This is a genomic window from Pseudomonas sp. NFXW11 (assembly GCF_049887815.1).
Classification (GTDB): Bacteria; Pseudomonadota; Gammaproteobacteria; order Pseudomonadales; family Pseudomonadaceae; genus Aquipseudomonas.
The window spans coordinates 14263-36112 of record NZ_JAGEKI010000031.1 but is presented as its reverse complement, the minus strand read 5'-3'; the positions used below and the strand labels follow the sequence as shown (position 1 = coordinate 36112).

The following is a 21850-nucleotide window of genomic DNA, read 5'->3' as shown; positions in this document are numbered from 1 at the left end:
CATGTCTGACGCACTCTGGGCCGCCCGCCTGGGCGACGGGCTGGAACACACCTCGATGATGGCCGACATCCTTGGCGGGGTGCTGGAAGTAGCAGCGACCATCGCCATCGGCACCCTGGCCACCATGGCGGTGGCCGCGGCGGTGGGCATCAGCCTGGCCACCGGCGGCCTCGGTGCCTGCGTGCTGGGGCTGGTGGTGAGCATTGCGGTCGGCGTGGCGATGAGCAAGACCGGAGCCGACAAGGGCCTGAGCAGTTTATGCGAGGGCCTGGCCAATGCCCTGTTCCCGCCCTCGATCCAGGCCACCATTGCCAGTGGCTCGACCAAGGTGCTGACCAACAACAAACCGGCCGCCCGCGCCGCCGGCACCGCGCCGCCCTCGCACATCAGCGGCGACGGCGCCGAGGAAGGCGAAGCCACCGATACGCCTTCGGCGACCCCCGAGGAAGAGTCCGGCTTTATCGACATGGCCAAGGAGTTCTTTGCCCAGATGTGGCGGCCCACCGTGGCCTCCCCCGCGCCGGGAAGCACCCCCAAGGAACTGGACCTGGTGACCTGCACCAAGCACCCGCCGATGCCGCCGCAGTACCTGGCCGAGGGCTCGGAGAAGGTCAGCATCGACGGCCAGCCGGCGGTGCGCAGCGGCGACCGCAGCACTTGCGACGCCAAGGTGGTGTCCGCCGGGCCGATCTCCGCCAACGTAACCATTGGCGGCGGTTCGGTGGTGGTGCGCGAGATCCGCAGCGGCAAGACCCCCGGCGTGGGCCTGGCGATGACCGCGCTGTTGATGCTCAAGGGCGGCAAGGGCAAGTTCTGGAGCAACCTGCCGTGCATGCTGATGTCGGGGGTCAATGCCTTTGTCGTCGGCCAGGCCACCGGCGCCCTGACCCAGGCCATCGCCGGTTCGCCCAACCCGGTGCATGCCGCCACCGGGGCCAAGGTACTGGGGGATGACGATGACCGGGACTTCACCCTGCCAGGGCTGATGCCCATCGAATGGCAACGGGTCTACAACAGTCGCGACGAACGCCGGGACGGCCTGTTTGGGGCCGGCTGGAGCCTGCCTTACGAAGTTGCCGTGGAAATCCAGCCACACCCCGAAGGGGGTGAACGCCTGCTCTACATCGACGAACAGGCACGCCGCATCGACATGGGGGCCATTGCCCTGGGCGGCGCGGTGTTCAGCCCCGGTGAAGGCTTGAGCGTGCGGCGCAATCACAACGGGCAGTTGCTGATCGAAAGCCACGACGGTCTCTACCGTCTGTTCGAACCGCTGCCGGCCGACCCTGCGCGGCTGCGCCTGAGCCAGCTGGGCGACCGCAACGACAACCGGCTGCACCTGGACTACGACGAGTCCGGGCGACTTTCGCGGCTGCGCGACAGCTTTGACCGGGTGCAAGTGGAATTGACCTACAGCGTGCAATGGCCTGGCCGGCTGGCCGAGGTCGAGCGCCTGTACCCCGATCAGCAACGGGAAGTGCTGGTCAGCTACAGCTACGATGCCGCGGGGGACCTGGCCCAGGTGCGGGATGCCGCCGGCCAGGTACAACGTCGCTTCGCCTATGACCCGGGCCGCCGCATGAGCGAGCACCAGTTGGCCAGCGGCCTGCGCTGCTTCTACCAGTGGGCGCAGTTCGCCGATCAGCAATGGCGGGTCATCCGTCACTGGACCGACGAGGGCGACGCCTACCAGTTCGACTATGACCTGGACGCCGGCATCACCCGGATCACCGACAGCCTGCAACGGCTCAGCAGCCGGCGCTGGAACAGTCAGCAGCAGATCGTCGAGTACCGCGACAACCTCGACCAGGCATGGGCTTTCGAGTGGAATGACGAGCGCCAGTTGCTCAGCGCCACCGACCCGCTGGGAGGGCGCTACACATACAGCTACGACGAGGCCGGCAACCTGATCGGCGAAACCGATCCACTGGGGCGCAACCACTCGACCTTGTGGCTGGAGCATTGGTCGCTGCCCCTGGTACAGACCGATGCCGCCGGCAATAGCTGGCGCATGCGCTACGACCCACGGGGCAATTGCATTGCCGAAACCGACCCGCTGGGCCATGTCACCCAGTATCGCCATGACGCTCACGGCCAGGTGGTGGAAATCATCGATGCCGCCGGCAGAAGCCGCAAACTGCGCTGGAACGCGTTCGGGCAACTGCTCGAGCATCTGGACTGCTCGGGCTATCCGACCCGATTCAGCTACGACCGACGGGGCAACGTTGCGGCCATCATCGATGCCCTCGGCGAGCACACGCGATTCGATTACGACGTCCAGGGACGGCTGCTCAGCAGCCAGTTGCCCGACGGCCGTACCGAGCAGTATCAACGGGGCGCCAGCGGCCAGCTGCTGGGCTACACCGACCCGGCCGGCTACACCACGCACTATCAGTACGACCGCCGCGGCCAGGTTCGTCAGCGCACCGATGCGCGCGGTCGCAACGTGCTGTTCAACTACGACGCCTACGGGCGCCTGCAGACGCTGACCAACGAAAACGGCGAAAGCTACCGCTTCGCCTGGGACCTCGCGGACCGCCTGAGCGAGCAGCAGGGCCTGGATGGCAGTGCCAGGCGCTATCGCTATGACCCACTGAACAACGTCGTCGAACTCCAGGCCATCGCCCGGCCGAACGTGGCGCCAGCAGCGCCTGCGGCCTCGATCGTCCACAGGTTCGAGCGCGATGCCATGGGCCGACTACTGGCCAAGGTCACCGACGATGGCCGCACGCAGTATGCCTACGACCCACTGGACCAATTGACCGCCGCGAGCTTCACCGACCACCTCGGCAACCCGCAGACGCTGGGGTTCGCCTATGACGCCCTGGGCCAGTTGCTGGAGGAGCGCAGCGCTGCCGGCAGCCTGAAGCACCTGTACGACGAACTGGGCAACCTGACCCAGAGCCAGCTACCGGACGGACGCTGGCTCAACCGCCTCTACTACGGCAGTGGCCACTTGCACCAGTTGAACCTCGACGGCCAGGTGATCAGCGACTTCGAGCGTGACCGCCTGCACCGCGAAGTGCTGCGCACCCAGGGGCAGATCAGCACCCGCAGCGAATACGACCGTTGCGGCCGCCTGCGCACGGCCAGCCAAGCATCGAGCAGGCTGCCGACAACGGTGGAAAAACACCTGGAGTACGACAACAGCGACAACCTGGTGGGCCTGGTCGATCGACATGAGCAAGGCCAGCATCGGCAACTGTTCCACTACGACGCAACGGGGCGCATCCTCGCCAGCCAGGACGGCCTGCAAGGCCAGAAAGAAACCTTCGCCTACGACGCCGCCGCCAATCTGCTTGATGGACCGCCCAACGGCGCCGGCCTGGTACAGCACAACCAACTGCTGACCTACCAGGACAAGCGCTACCGCTACGACGGCTTCGGCCGGATGATTGAAAAACGCAGCAGCCGGCACGGCGTCCAGCACTTTGCCTACGATGCCGAGCACCGCTTGATCGAAGTCCGCAAGCAGACGGCCAACGGTGAAACGCTGGTCCGCATGAGCTATGACGCCCTGGGACGGCGGGTCGGCAAAAGCCAGCACGACAGCCAAGGCAAGCTGTTGAGCGAAACCCGCTTTGCCTGGGATGGCTTGCGACTGTTGCAGGAACAGTGCAACCAACAGGTCAGCGTCTACATCTATGAAGACGAGGGCCACGCACCGCTGGCTCGAGTGGACGGTTCGGGAGCGGCACAGAAAATCCGCTACTACCACAGCGACCTCAACGGCCTGCCTCAGCAACTGTCCGAACACGATGGGCACAGGGTCTGGCAGGCTCGTTATCAGGTCTGGGGCAACAGTGTCGAAGAAGTGCGCGAGCCCTACTACATCGAAGAACAGAACCTCAGGTTCCAGGGCCAATACCTGGACCGCGAGACCGGCCTGCACTTCAATACCTTCCGTTTCTACGATCCGGATATCGGTCGCTTCACCACCCCGGACCCCATAGGCCTGGCCGGCGGCCTGAACCTCTACCAGTACGCGGTCAATCCGATCGGCTGGATCGACCCCCTGGGCTGGATCTGCAAGTCGGCCTACAGCGGCAGGCGGGGCACGATCAAGGCCAAGGCCGACCTCAAGCGCAACGGCTTCACCGTGGTCGGGGAAGAGTTGACCATGAAGGTGAAAAACCCGCTGACCAACAAGTCCTACCGGATCAGGGCCGATATCGTGGCCAAGGACAAGGCCGGCAACTACCACATTTTCGAGGTCAAGAACGGCAGCGGGAAACTCACCAAGAACCAACAAGGCACCGGGATGTTCGACATGAACAATCCGGCCAACACCAACGGCGGGTTTGGCGGCGGCCTGATCAGGCCTTCGGCCACCACCCAAGGCCAATTCGAAGTAGCGACCAAGGGCGCCAGGGGCACCCAGTTCGGTGGCAACGGGGCACAGCACCCGGCAAACTTCTGGCTGCTTCGCTATTGAATGAGTAATCGAGAAATGACGGACAACAGCAAAGAACTGCGCAGCAACTTTGAAAAGCAACTCCAGGCTTTTCTCAAGGACGGGCTCTCGGGTCGGCCCGGAATAAAAGTCACCAAGAACAAGGTGACCATCAGTCAAAAAGAGTCGGGGGCGGTGGCGACCCTGAACTTTGCCTACCTGAGCAACAGCCGCGCCTACGAAACGATCATTCTCGTCGAGGCCCCGTCATTGCAGGCCGAGCTCGAGCGCATCAAACCGCCCTATCCGTCGAACCTGCCAAACCCGAAGTTCGTCTACAGCATGTCGACCGTCAGCGAACAGGATGCCTGCCCACTCCTGCCCGTCACGGAGCAGGGCATTGCTACAACCTGCCAGTTGATCCTGAAGCGGATCGTGGATGTCTACCTGCCGCTGATCAACAAACTCCTGAGTCTCCACCCTGGATTGGTCGAGGATGTGCTAAGCCGTCCCCAGTACTATTGCTACCCGGTTCCGCTGATCTTTCTGGCCTTGAATCACAGCGGCGCGCGACCGGACCAGGCGACCCTGGCCAGGATTCTCAGCGAGCAGACCCTGGGCTATACCAATCACCTGGAACTGAAGACGTCGTTCAACCAGCAACTGCTGGCAACGCTTGCTTGATGATCTTGAGCTGGAAACCCCCGGTCCAATACAACCCGAAGCTGATCGGTTCCTACGACGTCGAGAGCGGCGCCTACGAAACCCCGGGCTCCAGTTTCGACTACCTGGCCCTGCTCGCCGGGCAGCCGTATCCGAAGGCGATGGACACGCCGCCGGTGTTTTTCCAGTGCAAGGCGAAGAAGCTGCTGGAGCACGATTGCCTGTGGCTGCTGGGGGGCATTCCCCTGGTTTCGGCGCGCCTGGCGGACTTTCTCCGCCAGCAGGCGCCGGCCGACGTCGAGCTGATCCAGCCCTTGCGCCTGGTGGCCGATCACCAGGAGGTCAGCCAGCCGTACTACATCGTCAACGCCATCCAGCCCGTCAAGGCCATCGACCACACGCGCTCCGAAGCGGAACGGACGGACGACGGCACCCTTCTCTACTTCAACAAGACCTGGTTCCTCGACAGCGCCACCGGGATGGAGCAGATCGCCAGGGAACCGGATTCGGGGGACCTGCTGATCTCGGGAGCCCTGGCCGATGGCCTGATCGACACAGGCTTCAAGGGCGATAAAGGCCTGGGCCTCTACCGGGCCGAAGGTCGCTTCATGCCTTACCGCTACCAGGCCTGATGCCAAGGCAAGCCCGGGTCAGATCGCCGTGCCGCGATTCGGGCCCGGCTGGATGATCAGCAACCGATCCAGCTCGCGCTTTCTGGCGCGGGTGACAAACTCCAGCGCGGCTTGCAGGTCCTGCTCGAACCACTCGAAGGTCGCCTGGTCGATGGCGTAGTACTCCTCGTAATCCACCACTCCAATGCTGACCGGGAAGGCCAGGTAATACTGGCCGGAGATGGCCTCGACCCCCATCGAAAACATCTCTTCACGGCTGACGAACAGGTCGTTGAATTTCATCTTGGCCCCGTCTAAGGCCGCATCTGGCGAGTCGCGGCCTGCTGACGCAATCGATCAGACCTCAACCAGGTGATAACGCCCTGGTTCTTTCCAGGACACCCTGATGAACTTGCCGCCCAGCAGGTTCATGTCGCGCAGGTATTCGAAGACCTCGGCCGGGCACCATTCCCTACCGTCGGAAAACGCCACTCCGAGCGTGCGCAGGGCATCGAACAGCACCGCCTTTTGCCCATCGTCCGCCACATCCATGGCGTATACATCCGGCTCGAAGGTTGCCACGAACCCCAGTGCGGTCACGGCCGCAGCCAGCGTGGCATCCAGGACGCGCAGGCGCACGGTGTCGCCATCGGCCTTTGCCACATAGGCTTTCAATTGTTGATCAATCACTTACAAACACCTCAGTTAAGGTTCTGACCCCATCCATATCTTTGGTCGGGATCGATTCGACCACCATCTCCGGCGCACCTCCCGGCAAGTGCTTGCCCGGGCCGAGGAAGTAGTCGTTGCCCTCCATGGGACTGCGCGGCATGCGCTCCGCGATGTTGTCGACCTGACGGATCTTGAAGCCGTCCTTCAACGACCCCTCCTCCAGACCGAAGGCGCGTTCCATTTTTGCCGCCTTCTCGCTGCTGATGGTGACTTTGGAACGCCCGGAAAAATCGCCAATCACATCGGTGACGCCTCGTTTATCGGAAACATAGGTGCCATTGCGGCCGATGGCCGGGTATTTGTCCCAGCCTACCGGACTGACGTTGAAGCCTCGATTGTCCTTGAGCATCTGCGCCTGTCGCCGCTGGGCGATCAGGGTTCGCTGCGAGACCGTCAGCGGAGTGCGCGCCAGTTTCGGGCCCAGGCCCAGCAAGGCCATGCCGGCCACGCCCTGCAGCAGGTCACGATAGCCTGGGCCCAGGCGATCGCCCAGGTCACCCAGCAGGGACATTCCCCCATACATCGCCCCACCGATGGCCAGGGCGCCGAAAAATGCCGCCGCTCCGGCGCAGGCCGCCAATACCAGGGCGCCGCCGGCCGCCAGCAGCCCCAGGGCCTCGAGCCCGGTGTGCATCCAGCCTTCGATATCCAGGACGAAGGCCACCTGCACCGTGGGCCCGCCGATAAAGGTGTTTTCACTGCCGGTCTTGATATGCGCGCCGCAGACCATCTTGCTTTGCAGGCGGGCCGCCGGCTTGCCGTTGATGGTGACTTTGGCGCTGCCCTCAGCGATCAACACCGGGAACGGCCAGATCGGGTGGTTCAGCGGCAGGCCGCTGCACGAGGACGAATGATCCTGCCCCGCGCGCATGGCGTTGCGCAGGTTGATACGGACATTGAAACTGCCCTCCACCAGCACCCCCGTGCTGGGCTCGGGCAGGTTGAAGATGGTGCTCAGGCCCTTGACGATCTGGAACATCGACAGGCCGCCAGCAGCCACCGAGCCGGCGATAATGGCAATCGCCACGCCGCCCGTGGCCACAGTCGCCGCCACCACCGCGGCGCCGATCAAGGCACCGACAACGGCCCCCGCCACCATCGCCGCGACGCCGAAACCATGGGCGATCTCATCCCCCAGGCGCGCTGCTGCCAACATATCCATGATGGTTACCCGAGCGGCGGATCAGCCCTGGGAAGGCTGGGGCTTGAGGCTTTGCATGGCCTGTTTCCAGGCCGGCTCGTGCTGTGCCAGGTCGTTGGCGGTGGTGGTCAGGGTGGTGATCAGCACCGCCGGCTTGCGCTCGACAAACACCTGGCGCAGCAGCAGTTCGCGGCCTTCGCGCTTCCAGCTGTAGTCCAGCAGCACTGCAGCGTGGCCGTGCATGTCGAAGTCCCAGCGCTTGATCAGCTTGAACTCCGGCAACTGCTGTTCGGCGGCATTCAGTTGATTGGCCACATAGTCGGCAAAGGGCGTGTCGCCCTGGCTACGGTCGCGACTGATGACGAAGCTGGCTTCCTGGGCGCCATTGACCGCCGGCAGCTTGAAGATATTGATGCTCTGGTCCTGCCAGGCGTCAGGAATATCGAGGTCGGCTTCTTGAATGCGATAAGAGGACAAGAGGTTCGCGTTCCATGCAGAAAAGGGGGGTCGGGCAGCGGCAGATCTTCAGGCAACGGCGGGCAACAATCAAGGAACCCGTCGGCAATTTCGCAACGCGGTCGAGCGCTGCGGGGGCTGGAATTCAGCCGGCCTTTTTCTTCAGGCAGCTGGCGTAGTCCTGGGCAAAACGCCGGTCGAACTTCAGCGCCTCGGGCTCCTCGGGATCGATGCTGACATTCCACAGCGCCTGTTCGGCCACGTCATAGCGGACCCAGCCAATACTTCCGCTACCGGAGGTTTCATAGAAGAGTTGCAGGCTCAGCTGGTCGCCATCGTCCCGGTCGATCAACAGCTTGAGGCGCTTGGCGGTGGTGAATTCACGGTAGGGAAAGTCGCTGCTCCTGACCATTTCGGTGAGGTAGCCGTAGCAGCCTTCGCCCGGGGCCGGTTCGTCGGCCTGGACGTTGAGCGTGGCACAGCCGAGCAGCAAGCCCAGGCCGGCAAGTTTCAGGTTCCGCATGATTGCCCCTTGAGGGTCAGGGTTTCGATCTGGTCGGCGATCTCGACATGTGCCAGCACCTGGCGGTCGTGAGATTCCTGGTATTCGCTGAAGTTGTTGCGCTTGAGTATGTCCAGGGTCACCCGGATACGGGCGCCGGCGTTCTGATACTCGCTGCGCTTGGGGCCCTGGGTGCCGCCGGTGAGCTCCACCAGCTGGCCGCCGGTCTTGAGGTAGAGGTAGCGTTCATCCACTTCCACCAGCAGGCGCGGGGCCTTGGAGGCCACGCTGTAGTCCTCACGGGCCAGGGAATAGCCGCAGAGCCAAGCGCCGGAGCTGGCGTAATTCTGGCTGTGGAACCAGTTGAGGGCCTCGCGATAGCCGATCTGGGCGAGCCGCGAATCACTCCCCAGCGCAGTCGACGACCAGCCCAGGGCAAGCATGCAACCCATGGCCAGGATGGCGCTGAGCAGGGCTACCAATGCCGGCGGTTTGTCTGTGGGGTGGGTCATCCTTGGCCTTAGATCGCGTGTCGAACAAGCGCGCATCCTAGCCACGGGGCCACGCCTGCGCAAGCGGCTACAACAGCAAACGGCGGGCAAAAAAATAGGCACCCGATGCGCTCGGCGTGCCTATTTTCCCCTGCGCGCCCCCGAGGCGGGAGCCCGCGTAATGCTTATGGGTTGACGCTGTCTTTCAGCGACTTGCCCGGTTTGAATGCCACGGTGTTGCTGGCCTTGATCTTTACCGGCTCGCCGGTTTGCGGGTTCTTGCCGGTGCGGGCGCCACGGTGGCGTTGCAGGAAGGTGCCAAAACCGACCAGGGTGACGCTGTCTTTGCGGTGCAGGGCCCCGGTGATTTCTTCAAGGATGGCGTTGAGCACGCGACTGGCCTGCTCTTTGGTCAGGTCCGCTTTTTCAGCAATGGCTGCGGCGAGTTCTGGTTTACGCATAGTGTGAAGCCTCTTTGACGGTTTTTTGTTGTTATGTCCGTGCTGTTCACGGGAACAGCGCCCAAGGCGCCGCAGGCTCTACGCTGCGGCAGACGGGTGTGAGGATGGCACGCGCCGGGGAGAGGCGCCAGTCTCCCCGCGACCTTTGTAGGGGCCAGACCCCGCTTATTCCGACAGAACGACCGGTATTTAGGCCAGCAGCGGCGGAAGCTCCTTGTTCAGGGCCAGTTTTTCCATCACCGCAGCCCCGGTCAGGGCATAGCCCAGCAGCTGGCCGCTGGCATCCCGGCACAGCACCTTGATGTCGGCGCCCTGCCCTTCGGCGCTCCAGACACCTTCACGGCCCCGTGGCGGTGGCGATACCACCAGTGGGCAGGCCGGGGTCTTGACGGTGATCGGCATGGGCCCGTAGCTGACAGTCGTTGGCTTGCCGGCCAGGGTTTGCGCCAGGGCCCGGGCGCAGCTCATCAATGGCATCACGTACAGCAGGTTGAGGCCGTCGACCTCGGCGCAATCGCCCAGAGCGTAGATATTGGCGTGGGACGTCTTGAGCTGGCGGTCCACCACCACGCCGCGGTTGACCAGCAGCCCGGCGGCGGCGGCCAGGTCGATGCGCGGACGCAGGCCAATGGCCGAGACCACCAGGTCGCAGGCAATCACCTGGCCATCGGACAGGTGCGCCTCCAGGCCATCGGCACCGCGTTGCAGGCGGTTGAGCACCGGCCCCAGGTGGAATCGCGCGCCCAGGCTTTCCAGCCCGGCCTGGACCGCGGCAGCGGCGGCCGGGTGCAGCAAGGTCGGCATCACCTGTTCGCAGGGCGCCACCAGGTCCACGCTGTAGCCGCCGAGGATCAGGTCGTTGGCGAATTCGCAGCCGATCAGGCCGGCCCCGAGCAACAGCACCCGGCGCTGGCCGGCGGCCGCCGCGCGAAAGCGTGCGTAGTCTTCCAGGTCGTTGATGGGGAAGATCAGCTCGGCGGCATCGCCCTGCACCGGTACCCGCACGGTTTCCGCGCCCCAGGCCAGGATCAGGTCGCGGTAGGCCAGCGCTTCCTCGCCGATCCACAGGCGCTTGTGGCCCGGGTCGATGCCGCTGATGCGGGTGTGGGTGCGCACCTCGGCCTTGAGCTGCTCGGCCATGGCCCCGGGCTCGGCCATGCTCAGGCCGTCGGCATCCTTGTTCTTGCCAAAGCCGGTGGACAGCATCGGCTTGGAGTAGGAACGACCATCGTCGGCGGTGATCAGCAGCAACGGCGTCTCGCCATCGAGCTTGCGAAACTCCCGGGCCAGGTTGTAACCCGCCAGCCCCGTACCCACGATCACCACTGGTGCGCTCATTCCCTGCTCCTTGTTATTTGAGTGTTGTATCGACGCTTGGCGATCAAGCGATCTCGATCATTTCGAAGTCCATCTTGCCCACGCCGCAATCCGGGCACAGCCAGTCTTCAGGGACATCTTCCCAGCGGGTGCCCGGCAGGATTCCGTCGTCCGGCCAACCGTCCGCTTCGCTGTAAATCAGACCGCAGACCACACATTGCCACTTTTTCATTGATGCATTTCCTCGGGGGTTCAGGCGTTGCCGATGGGTCGGTCGATGGATCGACTCTGAAGTTGACGCAGGTCAGCGTCCGGCACTGGGGGTTTTTTACTGATCAGTACCGGCAGATGCAAGCACGTTCGTAACCGCCTGGCGCCCTGGATCAATCAAAACCCCAGGTGGGCATGCTAAGCTCGCCGCCTCATTTGCTGCCAATATCGACTCACCGTGCCGCACTCAATGTCCCCCGCACCGGCCCCGAACTGGCTGGTGCAAAGCCATCTGTCCCCCTTCCCTGGCGCACTGATCGCCAACTGGCTGTTCGATGAAGGTTCGCTAACCCGACGCCTGACCCGGCTCTCGCGCAATGGCTTCAGCATCACGCCGCTGGTGGAGGAATGGCAAACCCTGCGCAGCGACGAATGTGCCGCCCTCGATCTGCCCGAACACAGCCAGGGCTGGGTGCGCGAGACCTACCTGCAAGGCCAGGGCGAAGCCTGGGTGTTTGCCCGCAGCGTGGCCGCCCGCAGCGCCCTGGAAGAAGGCGGGCTGAATATCGACGAACTGGGCACCCGCTCCCTGGGGGAGCTGCTGTTCTGCGACGACGCCTTTACCCGTCGGCCCATCGAGGTCTGCCGTTATCCTCAGGCGTGGTTGCCGGCCGCCGTTGCCAGCGCCGAACTCTGGGGCCGCCGTTCGCGCTTCGACCGCGGCCCCCTGAGCCTGCTGGTTGCCGAAGTCTTCCTGCCTAGCCTGTGGAGTGCCGTCGACGCCCAACCGGAGGCCTGCTGATGTACCTCAACCTGCTCAAATCCCTGAACCACCTGCACCCCCGGGCCTGGGACTTCCTGCAGCTGATGCGCATGGACAAGCCGATCGGCATCTACCTGCTGCTGTGGCCGACCCTGGTGGCACTGTGGATCGCCGCCGACGGCCAACCGTCCCTGAGCCATGTGCTGATCTTCGGCTTCGGCGTGGTGCTGACCCGGGCCGGTGGCTGCGCGATCAACGACTTCGCCGACCGCAAGGTCGACGGCCAGGTCAAGCGCACCGACCAGCGCCCCCTGGCCACCGGCAAGGTCAGCGCCCGGGAAGCCCTGGCGCTGTTCGCCCTGCTGATGGGCGCGGCCTTCCTGCTGGTGCTGTGCACCAATGCCACCACGGTCTGGCTGTCGTTCGGCGCCCTGGCCCTGGCCGCCTGCTACCCCTTCATGAAGCGCTACACCTACTACCCCCAGGTGGTACTGGGCGCGGCCTATTCCTGGGGCATCCCGATGGCCTTCACCGCGCAGAACGGCGAGCTGCCGGCCAGCGCCTGGCTGCTGTACATCGCCAACCTGCTGTGGACCGTGGGCTACGACACCTACTACGCCATGACCGACCGTGACGACGACCTGCGGATCGGCGTCAAGTCCACGGCGATCCTGTTTGGCGACGCCGATCGGGCGATCATCCTCGCCTTGCAGCTGCTGTCGCTGGGCTGCCTGCTGCTGGCAGGGGCGCGCTTCGAGCTGGGGGGCTGGTTCCACCTGGGGCTGGCGACCGCGGCGGGGTGTTTTGCCTGGGAGTACTGGTACACCCGGGATCGCGACCGGATGAAGTGTTTCAAGGCCTTCCTGCACAACCACTGGGCAGGCATGGCGATCTTTATCGGTGTGGTGCTGGATTACGCGTTGCGCTGAAATCCCCTACAAGAAAGTGGCCGCCACCCGGGTAGCGGCCACGCGAAGTACGACCTAGTCGGCCTTGGCGACCTTCCAGGCGCCGTCCATCTTGCCGTCGCCGGTCATGTCGCCGGCCTGCTTGTCCATCACGAAGCTGTACAGCGGCTTGCCTTCATAGGCCCACTGCATCTTGCCGTCGTCGCGCTTGATCACCGTCCACTTGCCCATGGCCTTGTCGCTGCCCTCGGCCATCAGCGGCGGCCAGTTGGCGGCGCACTTGTCGTTGCACATCGATTTGCCCCCCGCGTCCTTGGCGAAGGTGTAGAGGGTCATGCCCTGGTGGTTGACCAGCACGCCGTCCTTGCTCATGGCCGGGTCGGCCGCCAGGGCAAAGGTTGGCAGGGCCAGGGCGGCGCCCACCAGCAGGACTTTCAGGGATTGCTTGAACAGAGTCATGGAAACCTTCTTCGGTGGTTGTCAGGAATCGGACTCAAAGCTTAGTAGACGCAACCGCACCTCGCCCTACGACCTGAAATACTGTCACACGACTGCAATAATTCCGTTATCTAATGCGGCGCAAGACAGTTAAATGACAAGAGGTTCAAGCATGGTTGGCAGAAGCATTCTGATCGTTGACGACGAAGCGCCTATTCGCGAAATGATCGCCGTTGCGTTGGAAATGGCCGGCTATGACTGCATGGAGGCAGAGAACTCCCAGCAGGCCCATGCCATCATCGTCGACCGCAAGCCGGACCTGATCCTGCTGGACTGGATGCTCCCCGGCACCTCCGGCATCGAGCTGGCGCGGCGCCTCAAGCGTGACGAGCTGACCGGGGATATCCCGATCATCATGCTCACCGCCAAGGGCGAAGAGGACAACAAGATCCAGGGCCTGGAAGTCGGCGCCGACGACTACATCACCAAGCCGTTCTCACCCCGCGAGCTGGTGGCACGCCTCAAGGCCGTGCTGCGCCGCGCCGGCCCTACCGATGGCGAAGCGCCGATCGAAGTCGGCGGCCTGCTGCTGGACCCCATCAGCCACCGGGTGACCATCGACGGCAAGCCGGCGGAAATGGGCCCCACCGAATACCGCCTGCTGCAATTCTTCATGACCCACCAGGAACGCGCCTACACCCGCGGCCAACTGCTGGACCAGGTTTGGGGCGGCAATGTCTATGTCGAGGAACGCACCGTGGACGTGCACATCCGCCGCCTGCGCAAGGCCCTGGGTGATGCCTACGAAAATCTGGTACAAACCGTGCGCGGCACCGGCTATCGTTTTTCCACCAAAGCCTGAGAAGCAGCGGCAAGCTTCAAGCTGCAAGCGGCAAGGATGAACCGCTTGAAACTTGCCGCTTGAGACTTGCAGCTTGGAGCTGCCCCCCTCCCATGGATGTGTTTTAAGTGAATCAAAACTGGCATGGCACCCTGATTCGCCACATGTTGTTGCTGGTTACCGGCTGCCTGCTGGTGGGCCTGATCAGCGGCTACTACGGCTGGAGCCTGGCCGCCGGCCTGGGTATCTACCTGGCCTGGACCCTCAAGCAGCTGCTGCGCCTGCATGAATGGCTGCGCCTGCACCAGCCCGACGAAGCACCGCCTGATGGCTACGGCCTGTGGGGCGAGGTGTTCGACAGCATCTACCACCTGCAACGCCGCGACCAGCGGGTGCGCGGGCGCCTGCAAGCGGTGATCGACCGGGTCCAGGAATCCACTGCGGCGCTCAAAGACGCGGTGATCATGCTCGACAGCGACGGCAACCTGGAATGGTGGAACCGCGCCGCGGAAACCCTGCTGGGCCTCAAGACCCCACAGGACAGCGGCCAGCCGGTGACCAACCTGGTGCGCCATCCGCGCTTCAAGGAATACTTCGAACAGGACAACTACGCCGAGCCGCTGGAAATCCCCTCGCCGGCCAATGACCGGGTGCGCATCCAGCTGTACATCACCCGCTACGGCAACAACGAGCACCTGATGCTGGTGCGCGACGTGACCCGCATCCACCAGCTGGAACAGATGCGCAAGGACTTCATCGCCAACGTTTCCCACGAGCTGCGCACCCCGCTGACGGTGATCTGCGGCTACCTGGAAACCCTGCTGGACAACGTCGAGGAAGTGAACCCGCGGTGGAACCGGGCCCTGCAGCAGATGCAGCAGCAAGGCGGGCGCATGCAGACCCTGCTCAACGACCTGCTGCTGCTGGCCAAGCTGGAAGCCACCGACTACCCCTCGGACAACCACCCGGTGCCCATCGACGTGCTGCTGCAATCGATCAAGAGCGACGCCCAGGCGCTGTCCGGGGAGCGCAACCAGCGCATCAGCCTGGAAGCCGATGCCACGGTGCAGCTCAAGGGCAGCGAGGCGGAGTTGCGCAGCGCCTTCTCCAACCTGGTGTTCAACGCGGTGAAGTACACCCCGGCCGAGGGCAATATCCGCATCCGCTGGTGGGGCGACGAACAGGGCGCGCACCTCAGCGTGCAGGATTCCGGCATCGGCATCGACAACAAGCACCTGCCGCGCCTCACCGAACGCTTCTACCGCGTGGACTCCAGCCGCAACTCCAATACCGGCGGCACCGGCCTGGGCCTGGCCATCGTCAAGCACGTGCTGCTGCGCCACCGCGCGCGCCTGGAAATCAGCAGCGTACTGGGTCATGGCAGCACCTTTACCTGCCATTTCGCCCCGGCCCAGGTGAAGAAAAGCCGCGTCGAGAGCCTCACCGACCAGCGCTGACACTAGGCAATTGCCGTGTCAGCCGCTACATTGCGTAGCTTGATTTGGCCTTCCCGGCCGCGCAATTTCTTCTTTTTCGCCTACACGGAACCCGCAAAACCCCATCATGGACCCTTCCCCTGGTTTTACCCTCGCGTCTCTGTTCGCCGACTTCGGCATGATTCTTTTTGCTCTGATCCTGGTTCTGCTCAACGGCTTTTTCGTGGCCGCCGAGTTCGCCATGGTCAAGCTGCGCTCGACCCGGGTCGAGGCCATCGCCCACAAGAACGGCTGGCGCGGGCAGATCCTGCGCACCGTGCACAACCAGCTGGACGCCTACCTCTCGGCCTGCCAGCTGGGCATCACCCTGGCTTCCCTGGGCCTGGGCTGGGTCGGTGAGCCGGCCTTCGCCCACCTGCTGGAGCCACTGCTGGGCGCCGTGGGCGTGAACTCCCCGGAAGTGATCCGCGGCGTCTCGTTCTTCACCGCCTTCTTCATCATTTCCTACCTGCACATCGTGGTCGGCGAGCTGGCGCCCAAGTCCTGGGCGATCCGCAAGCCCGAGCTGCTGTCGCTGTGGACGGCGGTGCCGCTGTACCTGTTCTACTGGCTGATGTACCCGGCCATCTACCTGCTCAACGCCAGCGCCAACACCATCCTGCGCATCGCCGGCCAAGGCGAGCCCGGCCCGCACCACGAGCACCACTACAGCCGCGAAGAGCTCAAGCTGATCCTGCACTCCAGCCGCGGCCAGGACCCCAGCGACCAGGGCATGCGCGTACTGGCCTCGGCGGTGGAGATGGGCGAACTGGAAGTGGTGGACTGGGCCAACTCCCGGGAAGACCTGATCAGCGTCGAGGCCAACGCGCCGCTCAAGGAAGTGCTGGCCCTGTTCCGTCGCCACAAGTTCAGCCGTTATCCGGTCTACGACAGCGAGCGCAACGAATTCGTCGGCCTGCTGCACATCAAGGACCTGCTGCTGGAACTGGCGGCCCTGGACCACATCCCCGAGTCGTTCAACCTGGCCGAGCTGACCCGCCCGCTGGAGCGCATCTCGCGGCATATGCCGCTGTCGCAGTTGCTGGAACAGTTCCGCAAGGGCGGCTCGCACTTCGCCCTGGTGGAAGAAGCCGACGGCAAGGTGATCGGCTACCTGACCATGGAAGACGTGCTGGAAGTACTGGTGGGCGATATCCAGGACGAACACCGCAAGACCGAGCGCGGCATCCTCGCCTATCAGCCAGGCAAGCTGCTGGTACGCGGTGATACGCCGCTGTTCAAGGTCGAGCGCCTGCTGGGCATCGACCTGGACCATATCGAAGCCGAAACCCTGGCCGGCCTGGTGTACGAAACCCTGAAGCGGGTGCCGGAAGAGGAAGAGGTGCTGGAGGTCGAAGGCCTGCGCATCATCATCAAGAAGATGAAAGGGCCGAAAATCATCCTGGCCAAGGTGTTGATGCTGGATTGATCGGGCATTGGCATGCGGCCCGTTCGCCGGCAAGCCGGCTCCTGCAGTAGGAGCCGGCTTGCCGGCGAATCTCACGGTTTGCCCAGGGCAAAGTTCGGCAGATCCCCCAGCGGCTGGTTGAACTGGTAGGGAATCGACACCAGCCCCAACCCGGTATTGCGCTGCACCACGAAATGCAGGTGCGGCCCGCTGCTGTTGCCGGTATTGCCCGACAGGCCAAGCGGGCTGCCCACCGTCACCCTTTGCCCTTCCCTGACGCTCACCGAACCCTGCTTCAGATGCAGGTACACGCCCATGGTGCCGTCGTCGTGCAGCACCCGCACGAAGTTGCCCGCCGGGTTGTCGCCGCGGCCGTTCTGGGCATTCTCGGTCTTCACCACCACCCCGCCCCGCGCGGCAATGATCGGCGTACCCACGGGCATGGCGATGTCCATGGCATAGCGGCTTTTGCGGCCGAAATGGCTGTACTGGCCGTTGGCACCCTGGGTCAGGCGGAACGGCCCGCCACGCCAGGGCAACGGGTAGCGGTAGGCCTGCACGGCCCCTGCCGGGTCGCCCAGGGAATAGCGGAACCTGGGCACGTAGTTCATCGGCTGGTCGGCCCGGGTGGCCGTGAGCAGCGCCAGGCGCTGTCGGCTGCGGGCCGGCAGCACCCGGCGGATCGGCTGCCCGGGTGCGCCGCTGACATTGCTCAAGCCGGCAAAACCCAGCTCGATTTCCACTGGCGCATGCAGGTCGTTGCGCACGTACAACGCATCCACCCCCCGGTGCTTCTGGATATCCAGGCGCACCTGGCGTTCCAGGTGCTCTTCCATGCGCTCGCGGAACACGAAGGCCTGGGCCCCGGGCGACGGCCGGTCGCTATAGGACACCACGCCATCGGCGTCGATGGACTTGTAGACCGTCATCGCCGCCAGCGTCGGGGCCAGCAGCGACAGTCCGCAACACAGCAACAGGCGCACAAGCATTGGGCAGTTTCTTGGCTGAATGAAACACCAGGCTAGCAAACGGATATGGAGCTTGTGTGAATCAGGCCGGGGCCAGGGGCGGCTCCACGCCTGGCGCATCGAAACGCACCTGCAACCCCAGGCGTGCCGCCTCGGAGAGGTTGACCAGGGCATCGAGGGAAAACTTGTTGATCTTGCCGCTGAGCAGGTCGTTGAGCCGCGGCTGGGTGATCCCCAGGCGCTTGGCGGCATCCTTCTGGGAGAGGCCCCAGGCCTGCACCGTATTGCCCAGTTCCTGCATGAACTTGGCCCGCAGGCGCAGGTTGGCGGCTTCCTGGGGAGTGTCCTCGAGGGCATCCCAGACGCTGGCGAAACGTTGTTCGAGTGGTTTATCGGTCATGGCGTGAACCTGTTTCCTGGAATCTGGCGCGAGCCAGTTCGATATCCCGCGCTTCGGTCTTGCGCGTGGTCTTGCGTACCGCGTGCAGCACATAGATGGCCGCTGGCCGCCGCACCACATAGAACACCCGAAACGCCCCTGAATCCTCGCTGATGCGAATTTCGAAAACCCCCGGGCCTATGGTCTTCATCGACCGGCAATCGTAGGGCGACTTGCCCTGCTGCAGCAGATCCAGCTGAAACCCCGCAGCCCGGCGGGCATCTTCAGGAAAAGCCCGAAGATCCCTGAGGGCACTGCCGACAAACACCACATCCTTGTGCCTGAACATTGCAGCTCTCCTGTTGCCAACCAGGAGCCAGGCTAATCAAGACCCGCGCGATAAACCCCGGCGGGTTGTTTCAAGGCGTGGCTAGATGCGGTGAATGACCTGCAGTGCCACCTGCAATCTATATCCAAACAGATATAAATCAAGCGCAACGACTCGCAATCGGACGTGCGGCAGCAAAAGCCGTGAAGCCGGCTCCAAGCCTTGTTTCTCCTGCGCTGTAGCGGGTGCTCGGTAACTTGGGGAAAGCTCCGCCAGGCTCGGGCGAAGCCGTCTGGCGAGGGTCTAGGGATGGGCAAGAGCCCGGGGGCGGGAAAGTCTTTGCAGCAGATTACCTGGGCTGGCGATGCCAGCGCACAGGAGCGGTCGGGGCAGGAACCGGGCTGGTCCTTGCCCCGACCCAGGCCTCAGCCTGCCCCTGGAACGAAGTGCTTCTGCGCTGTGCCGCGGGCAATCAGGCGCGAGATGTAGTCGAGCTTCTGCGCGTCCTGGTCGACGAAGCGGAAGGTCAGTTGCAGCCATTCGCTGTCCGGCTTCGGTTCCAGCGCCACCACAGCATGCAGGTAGCCATTGAGGCGTGCCACTTCGGCATTGTCGCCCTGCTCCAGGTCCAGCACCGCGCTTTCCAGCACCTGAGGCAGGTTCTCGCCGCGCTTCACCACCAGCAAGGCCTCCTTGATGCTCAGGGCCTTGATCACGCATTGCTGGTTGCCGCTGGACAAGCGCAGCTGCCCCTGGCCACGGCCACCACCGGCCGCCGCAGGAGCCGGGGCCTTGACCGGTGGGCTGTTGAGCAGGCCACGGGCTGGCGCCGCCGCGCTGGGGGCCGGGGCCGCAGCGGCCGCTGGCTTGGCGAACGGGTTGACCGGAGCCGCAGCAGCGCCGACCACCGCCGGCTTGCCGCCGGTCAGGGCGCTCAGGGAATCGTTGCCGAACGCCGAGTTCATCTTGGTCGGCGCGCTGTTCATCAGGGTGTCGAGCTTGCCGACCTTGTTCAGCGCCTGCTTGACCTTGGTCAGCAGCTGCTCGTTGGTGAACGGCTTGCTCACATAGCCGGACACCCCGGCCTGGATCGCCTGCACCACGTTTTCCTTGTCGCCACGGCTGGTGACCATGACGAACGGCATGGTTTTCATCGCTTCTTGCTCACGGCACCAGGTCAGGAGTTCCAGACCGGACATCTCCGGCATCTCCCAATCGCACAACACCAGGTCGAAGGCTTCACGGGCGAGCATCGCCTGGGCCTTCTTGCCGTTGACCGCGTCTTCGATCTTGATGCCGGGGAAGTAGTTGCGCAGGCACTTCTTCACCAGGTCACGAATGAACGAAGCGTCGTCCACCACCAACACACTTACCTTACTCATCGACCACCCCTCTAAAAATCCCGGCAAGCATAACGCTGGCTGATGGCACTTTGCCAAAACTCTTCAGTCACGCCGGGACTTTTCGTTCGCGGGTGCTGCTTTTCAACTCCAGGCGCCGCAAACAAAAACGCCCGACCAAAAGGCCGGGCGCGCTTTTCGGGCACTCTTACTTATCGTCAGCTTGATCCGGAACATTAGCCGATTCAGCGCTCGTGCCTTCAACTTCTTCCTTCATGCGCTTGAGCCCGAGATGGCGCACATCGGTGCCACGCACCAGGTAAATCACCAGCTCGGAAATGTTGCGCGCGTGATCGCCGATCCGCTCCAGCGAGCGCAGCACCCAGATAATGCTCAAAACCCGCGAGATAGAGCGGGGGTCTTCCATCATGTAGGTGGCCAGCTCACGCAGCGCAGTCTTGTATTCGCGGTCGATGATCTTGTCGTACTGGGCCACGGAAAGTGCCAGGTCGGCATCGAAACGGGCAAAGGCATCCAATGCATCGCGCACCATGTTGCGCACTTGATCGCCAATATGCCGCACTTCCACGTAGCCGCGCGGGGCCTCGCCCTCTTCGCAGAGCTGGATGGCCCGACGGGCGATCTTGGTGGCTTCGTCGCCGATGCGCTCCAGGTCGATCACCGACTTGGAAATACTGATGATCAGGCGCAAGTCGGAGGCGGCCGGCTGGCGGCGGGCGAGGATGCGCAGGCATTCCTCGTCGATATTGCGCTCCATCTGGTTGATCTGTTCGTCGATCTCGCGCACCTGCTGGGCCAGCCCGGAGTCGGCCTCGATCAGCGCGGTGACCGCGTCGTTGACTTGCTTCTCCACCAGCCCGCCCATGGCCAGCAGGTGACTGCGCACCTCTTCCAGCTCGGCATTGAACTGCTGGGAGATGTGATGGGTAAGGCCTTCCTTCGAAATCATCGTGTTCGCTCCGCGAAAGTTGCAAGCTTCAAGCCGCAAGCTTCAAGCAGTTAAATATTGATCCGGATGTCGCGCACCGCTTCTGTCTTGCCGCTTGAAGCTTGCGGCTTGCAGCTGCTGCCTAGCCGTATCGGCCCGTGATGTAGTCTTCGGTCTGCTTCTTGGCCGGGTTGGTGAACAGGGTGTCGGTATCGCCGAACTCCACCAGTTTGCCCATGTACATGAACGCGGTGTAGTCGGAAACCCGCGCCGCCTGCTGCATGTTGTGGGTCACGATAACGATGGTGAACTTGGATTTCAGTTCGTAGATCAGCTCTTCCACCTTCAGCGTCGAGATCGGGTCCAGGGCCGAGCAGGGTTCGTCCAGCAACAGCACCTCCGGCTCCACGGCGATGGTCCGGGCAATCACCAGACGCTGCTGCTGACCACCGGACAGGCCCAGGGCCGAATCGTGCAGGCGATCCTTGACCTCATCCCACAGCGCCGCGCCCTTGAGCGCCCACTCAACGGCTTCGTCGAGCACGCGCTTCTTGTTGATGCCCTGGATGCGCAGGCCGTAGACCACGTTCTCGTAGATGGTCTTGGGGAACGGGTTAGGCTTCTGGAACACCATGCCCACCCGGCGCCGCAGTTCGGCCACATCCTCGCCCTTGCGGTAGATGTTGTTGCCGTAGAGGTTGATCGCACCCTCTACGCGGCAGCCGTCCACCAGGTCGTTCATGCGGTTGAAGGTGCGCAGCAGGGTCGACTTGCCGCAGCCCGACGGGCCGATAAAGGCCGTCACGCGCTGCTTGGGGATATTCATGCTGACATCGAACAGCGCTTGTTTCTCGCCGTAGAACAGGCTCAGGCCGGGCACTTCGATAGCCACGGTTTCCTGTTCCAGGCTCAGGCTCTGCTTGTCGCGGCCCAGGGCGGACATGTTGATGCCGTGGGTATGAGTTTCGTGTTGCATGGGATGCTCCCTGTGCTACCAATTCGTTTGTCGTGAACCGCAGGCGCCTGGCCTACGGTGACTTCATTCTGTTCTGTAGGAGCCGGCTTGCCGGCGAAGG

General features: G+C 63.6%; 24 protein-coding genes. 8 read left to right on the top strand and 16 right to left on the bottom strand.

The genetic code is table 11. The features are described 5' to 3' along the window. Position 1: 1 nt before the first annotated feature. Genes J4P02_RS29935 through J4P02_RS29925 form a run of 3 tightly spaced genes read left to right on the top strand, consistent with a single transcriptional unit; the run spans position 2 to position 5688 of the window. On the top strand, positions 2-4435 hold the full coding sequence (locus J4P02_RS29935) for an RHS repeat-associated core domain-containing protein (RefSeq protein ID WP_426197243.1): 4434 nt from the start codon (positions 2-4) through the stop codon (positions 4433-4435). A gap of 15 nt (positions 4436-4450) precedes the next feature. Then, a complete protein-coding gene (locus J4P02_RS29930) occupies positions 4451-5077 on the top strand; it encodes a hypothetical protein (RefSeq protein ID WP_426197241.1) in 627 nt (208 codons plus the stop codon). A 5-nt stretch (positions 5078-5082) separates the two neighbouring features. Then, a complete protein-coding gene (locus J4P02_RS29925) occupies positions 5083-5688 on the top strand; it encodes an imm11 family protein (RefSeq protein WP_426197239.1) in 606 nt (201 codons plus the stop codon). Between the two features lie 18 nt (positions 5689-5706). On the opposite strand, the gene J4P02_RS29920 is transcribed toward J4P02_RS29925, so the two are convergent. The 9 genes from J4P02_RS29920 to J4P02_RS29880 all read right to left on the bottom strand — a co-directional run bounded on the left by J4P02_RS29920 (position 5707) and on the right by J4P02_RS29880 (position 10999). Further along, the gene (locus J4P02_RS29920) at positions 5707-5970 is read right to left on the bottom strand and encodes a hypothetical protein (protein ID WP_426197237.1); all 264 of its coding nucleotides are present in this window, start codon (positions 5968-5970) and stop codon (positions 5707-5709) included. 54 nt (positions 5971-6024) lie between these two features. Next, on the bottom strand, positions 6025-6357 hold the full coding sequence (locus tag J4P02_RS29915) for a hypothetical protein (protein WP_426197235.1): 333 nt from the start codon (positions 6355-6357) through the stop codon (positions 6025-6027). After that, positions 6350-7561 carry a PAAR domain-containing protein gene (locus J4P02_RS29910; RefSeq protein ID WP_426197233.1) on the bottom strand — a complete coding sequence of 404 codons (1212 nt, stop codon included), beginning with the start codon at positions 7559-7561 and terminating at the stop codon, positions 6350-6352. Before J4P02_RS29910 ends, J4P02_RS29915 begins: the two co-directional genes overlap by 8 nt. A gap of 21 nt (positions 7562-7582) precedes the next feature. Next, positions 7583-8017: a DcrB-related protein gene (locus J4P02_RS29905; RefSeq protein ID WP_426197231.1), complete on the bottom strand. Its 435-nt coding sequence runs from the start codon at positions 8015-8017 to the stop codon at positions 7583-7585. Between the two features lie 124 nt (positions 8018-8141). After that, a complete protein-coding gene (locus J4P02_RS29900) occupies positions 8142-8519 on the bottom strand; it encodes a hypothetical protein (protein ID WP_426197229.1) in 378 nt (125 codons plus the stop codon). Further along, complete coding sequence (locus J4P02_RS29895; RefSeq protein ID WP_426197227.1) at positions 8507-9010, bottom strand: hypothetical protein; 504 nt, start codon at positions 9008-9010, stop codon at positions 8507-8509. The genes J4P02_RS29900 and J4P02_RS29895 overlap by 13 nt, the downstream gene beginning before the upstream one ends. Positions 9011-9174: 164 nt before the next feature. Beyond that, complete coding sequence (locus tag J4P02_RS29890) at positions 9175-9450, bottom strand: HU family DNA-binding protein (RefSeq protein ID WP_068577601.1); 276 nt, start codon at positions 9448-9450, stop codon at positions 9175-9177. Positions 9451-9639: 189 nt separating this feature from the next. Next, complete coding sequence (locus tag J4P02_RS29885; RefSeq protein WP_426197224.1) at positions 9640-10788, bottom strand: NAD(P)/FAD-dependent oxidoreductase; 1149 nt, start codon at positions 10786-10788, stop codon at positions 9640-9642. A gap of 43 nt (positions 10789-10831) precedes the next feature. Beyond that, complete coding sequence (locus tag J4P02_RS29880) at positions 10832-10999, bottom strand: rubredoxin (RefSeq protein WP_426197222.1); 168 nt, start codon at positions 10997-10999, stop codon at positions 10832-10834. Positions 11000-11215: 216 nt separating this feature from the next. Here J4P02_RS29880 and J4P02_RS29875 point away from each other — a divergent pair, with 216 nt between their 5' ends. Together J4P02_RS29875 and ubiA are read left to right on the top strand one after the other, a co-directional pair. Further along, positions 11216-11779 (top strand): chorismate--pyruvate lyase family protein, encoded by a 564-nt coding sequence (locus J4P02_RS29875; RefSeq protein WP_426197220.1) that lies wholly within the window; start codon positions 11216-11218, stop codon positions 11777-11779. Next, positions 11779-12669, top strand: a complete 891-nt coding sequence (gene ubiA, locus J4P02_RS29870) for a 4-hydroxybenzoate octaprenyltransferase (protein ID WP_426197218.1) — start codon at positions 11779-11781, stop codon at positions 12667-12669. The genes J4P02_RS29875 and ubiA overlap by 1 nt, the downstream gene beginning before the upstream one ends. Before the next feature lie 54 nt (positions 12670-12723). On the opposite strand, the gene J4P02_RS29865 is transcribed toward ubiA, so the two are convergent. Then, positions 12724-13107: a COG4315 family predicted lipoprotein gene (locus tag J4P02_RS29865; protein ID WP_426197216.1), complete on the bottom strand. Its 384-nt coding sequence runs from the start codon at positions 13105-13107 to the stop codon at positions 12724-12726. Between the two features lie 151 nt (positions 13108-13258). On the opposite strand from J4P02_RS29865, the gene phoB reads away from it, so the two are divergent. The 3 genes from phoB to J4P02_RS29850 all read left to right on the top strand — a co-directional run bounded on the left by phoB (position 13259) and on the right by J4P02_RS29850 (position 16831). Continuing rightward, positions 13259-13948, top strand: a complete 690-nt coding sequence (phoB, locus tag J4P02_RS29860; protein ID WP_003177195.1) for a phosphate regulon transcriptional regulator PhoB — start codon at positions 13259-13261, stop codon at positions 13946-13948. Positions 13949-14091: 143 nt separating this feature from the next. Next, entirely contained in the window at positions 14092-15384 is a 1293-nt protein-coding gene (gene phoR / locus J4P02_RS29855; RefSeq protein WP_426197260.1) for a phosphate regulon sensor histidine kinase PhoR, read from the top strand. A gap of 106 nt (positions 15385-15490) precedes the next feature. Continuing rightward, positions 15491-16831, top strand: coding sequence for a hemolysin family protein (locus tag J4P02_RS29850; protein WP_426197213.1), 1341 nt, complete (start codon positions 15491-15493; stop codon positions 16829-16831). 71 nt (positions 16832-16902) lie between these two features. On the opposite strand, the gene J4P02_RS29845 is transcribed toward J4P02_RS29850, so the two are convergent. From J4P02_RS29845 to pstB, 6 genes are all read right to left on the bottom strand, one after another. After that, positions 16903-17799, bottom strand: a complete 897-nt coding sequence (locus J4P02_RS29845; protein ID WP_426197211.1) for a peptidoglycan DD-metalloendopeptidase family protein — start codon at positions 17797-17799, stop codon at positions 16903-16905. Between the two features lie 61 nt (positions 17800-17860). Beyond that, on the bottom strand, positions 17861-18178 hold the full coding sequence (locus J4P02_RS29840) for a helix-turn-helix domain-containing protein (protein WP_426197209.1): 318 nt from the start codon (positions 18176-18178) through the stop codon (positions 17861-17863). After that, positions 18168-18506, bottom strand: a complete 339-nt coding sequence (locus J4P02_RS29835) for a type II toxin-antitoxin system RelE/ParE family toxin (protein WP_426197207.1) — start codon at positions 18504-18506, stop codon at positions 18168-18170. Before J4P02_RS29835 ends, J4P02_RS29840 begins: the two co-directional genes overlap by 11 nt. A 404-nt stretch (positions 18507-18910) precedes the next feature. Further along, positions 18911-19867, bottom strand: a complete 957-nt coding sequence (locus J4P02_RS29830) for a response regulator (protein WP_426197205.1) — start codon at positions 19865-19867, stop codon at positions 18911-18913. A gap of 166 nt (positions 19868-20033) precedes the next feature. Next, entirely contained in the window at positions 20034-20795 is a 762-nt protein-coding gene (phoU, locus tag J4P02_RS29825; protein WP_426197203.1) for a phosphate signaling complex protein PhoU, read from the bottom strand. A gap of 121 nt (positions 20796-20916) precedes the next feature. After that, positions 20917-21750 (bottom strand): phosphate ABC transporter ATP-binding protein PstB, encoded by an 834-nt coding sequence (gene pstB / locus J4P02_RS29820; protein ID WP_016964959.1) that lies wholly within the window; start codon positions 21748-21750, stop codon positions 20917-20919. Between the last annotated feature and the right edge of the window lie 100 nt (positions 21751-21850).

What these genes read in the sequence shown, in the direction of transcription:
- J4P02_RS29935 (WP_426197243.1), top strand. Translation starts at nt 2, where the DNA reads ATGTCTGACGCACTCTGGGCCGCCCGCCTGGGCGACGGGCTGGAACAC.
- J4P02_RS29930 (WP_426197241.1), top strand. Translation starts at nt 4,451, where the DNA reads ATGACGGACAACAGCAAAGAACTGCGCAGCAACTTTGAAAAGCAACTC.
- J4P02_RS29920 (WP_426197237.1), bottom strand. Translation starts at nt 5,970, where the DNA reads ATGAAATTCAACGACCTGTTCGTCAGCCGTGAAGAGATGTTTTCGATG.
- J4P02_RS29910 (WP_426197233.1), bottom strand. Translation starts at nt 7,561, where the DNA reads ATGGATATGTTGGCAGCAGCGCGCCTGGGGGATGAGATCGCCCATGGT.
- J4P02_RS29900 (WP_426197229.1), bottom strand. Translation starts at nt 8,519, where the DNA reads ATGCGGAACCTGAAACTTGCCGGCCTGGGCTTGCTGCTCGGCTGTGCC.
- J4P02_RS29895 (WP_426197227.1), bottom strand. Translation starts at nt 9,010, where the DNA reads ATGACCCACCCCACAGACAAACCGCCGGCATTGGTAGCCCTGCTCAGC.
- J4P02_RS29890 (WP_068577601.1), bottom strand. Translation starts at nt 9,450, where the DNA reads ATGCGTAAACCAGAACTCGCCGCAGCCATTGCTGAAAAAGCGGACCTG.
- J4P02_RS29885 (WP_426197224.1), bottom strand. Translation starts at nt 10,788, where the DNA reads ATGAGCGCACCAGTGGTGATCGTGGGTACGGGGCTGGCGGGTTACAAC.
- J4P02_RS29880 (WP_426197222.1), bottom strand. Translation starts at nt 10,999, where the DNA reads ATGAAAAAGTGGCAATGTGTGGTCTGCGGTCTGATTTACAGCGAAGCG.
- ubiA (WP_426197218.1), top strand. Translation starts at nt 11,779, where the DNA reads ATGTACCTCAACCTGCTCAAATCCCTGAACCACCTGCACCCCCGGGCC.
- J4P02_RS29865 (WP_426197216.1), bottom strand. Translation starts at nt 13,107, where the DNA reads ATGACTCTGTTCAAGCAATCCCTGAAAGTCCTGCTGGTGGGCGCCGCC.
- phoB (WP_003177195.1), top strand. Translation starts at nt 13,259, where the DNA reads ATGGTTGGCAGAAGCATTCTGATCGTTGACGACGAAGCGCCTATTCGC.
- phoR (WP_426197260.1), top strand. Translation starts at nt 14,092, where the DNA reads ATGTTGTTGCTGGTTACCGGCTGCCTGCTGGTGGGCCTGATCAGCGGC.
- J4P02_RS29850 (WP_426197213.1), top strand. Translation starts at nt 15,491, where the DNA reads ATGGACCCTTCCCCTGGTTTTACCCTCGCGTCTCTGTTCGCCGACTTC.
- J4P02_RS29845 (WP_426197211.1), bottom strand. Translation starts at nt 17,799, where the DNA reads ATGCTTGTGCGCCTGTTGCTGTGTTGCGGACTGTCGCTGCTGGCCCCG.
- J4P02_RS29840 (WP_426197209.1), bottom strand. Translation starts at nt 18,178, where the DNA reads ATGACCGATAAACCACTCGAACAACGTTTCGCCAGCGTCTGGGATGCC.
- J4P02_RS29835 (WP_426197207.1), bottom strand. Translation starts at nt 18,506, where the DNA reads ATGTTCAGGCACAAGGATGTGGTGTTTGTCGGCAGTGCCCTCAGGGAT.
- J4P02_RS29830 (WP_426197205.1), bottom strand. Translation starts at nt 19,867, where the DNA reads ATGAGTAAGGTAAGTGTGTTGGTGGTGGACGACGCTTCGTTCATTCGT.
- phoU (WP_426197203.1), bottom strand. Translation starts at nt 20,795, where the DNA reads ATGATTTCGAAGGAAGGCCTTACCCATCACATCTCCCAGCAGTTCAAT.
- pstB (WP_016964959.1), bottom strand. Translation starts at nt 21,750, where the DNA reads ATGCAACACGAAACTCATACCCACGGCATCAACATGTCCGCCCTGGGC.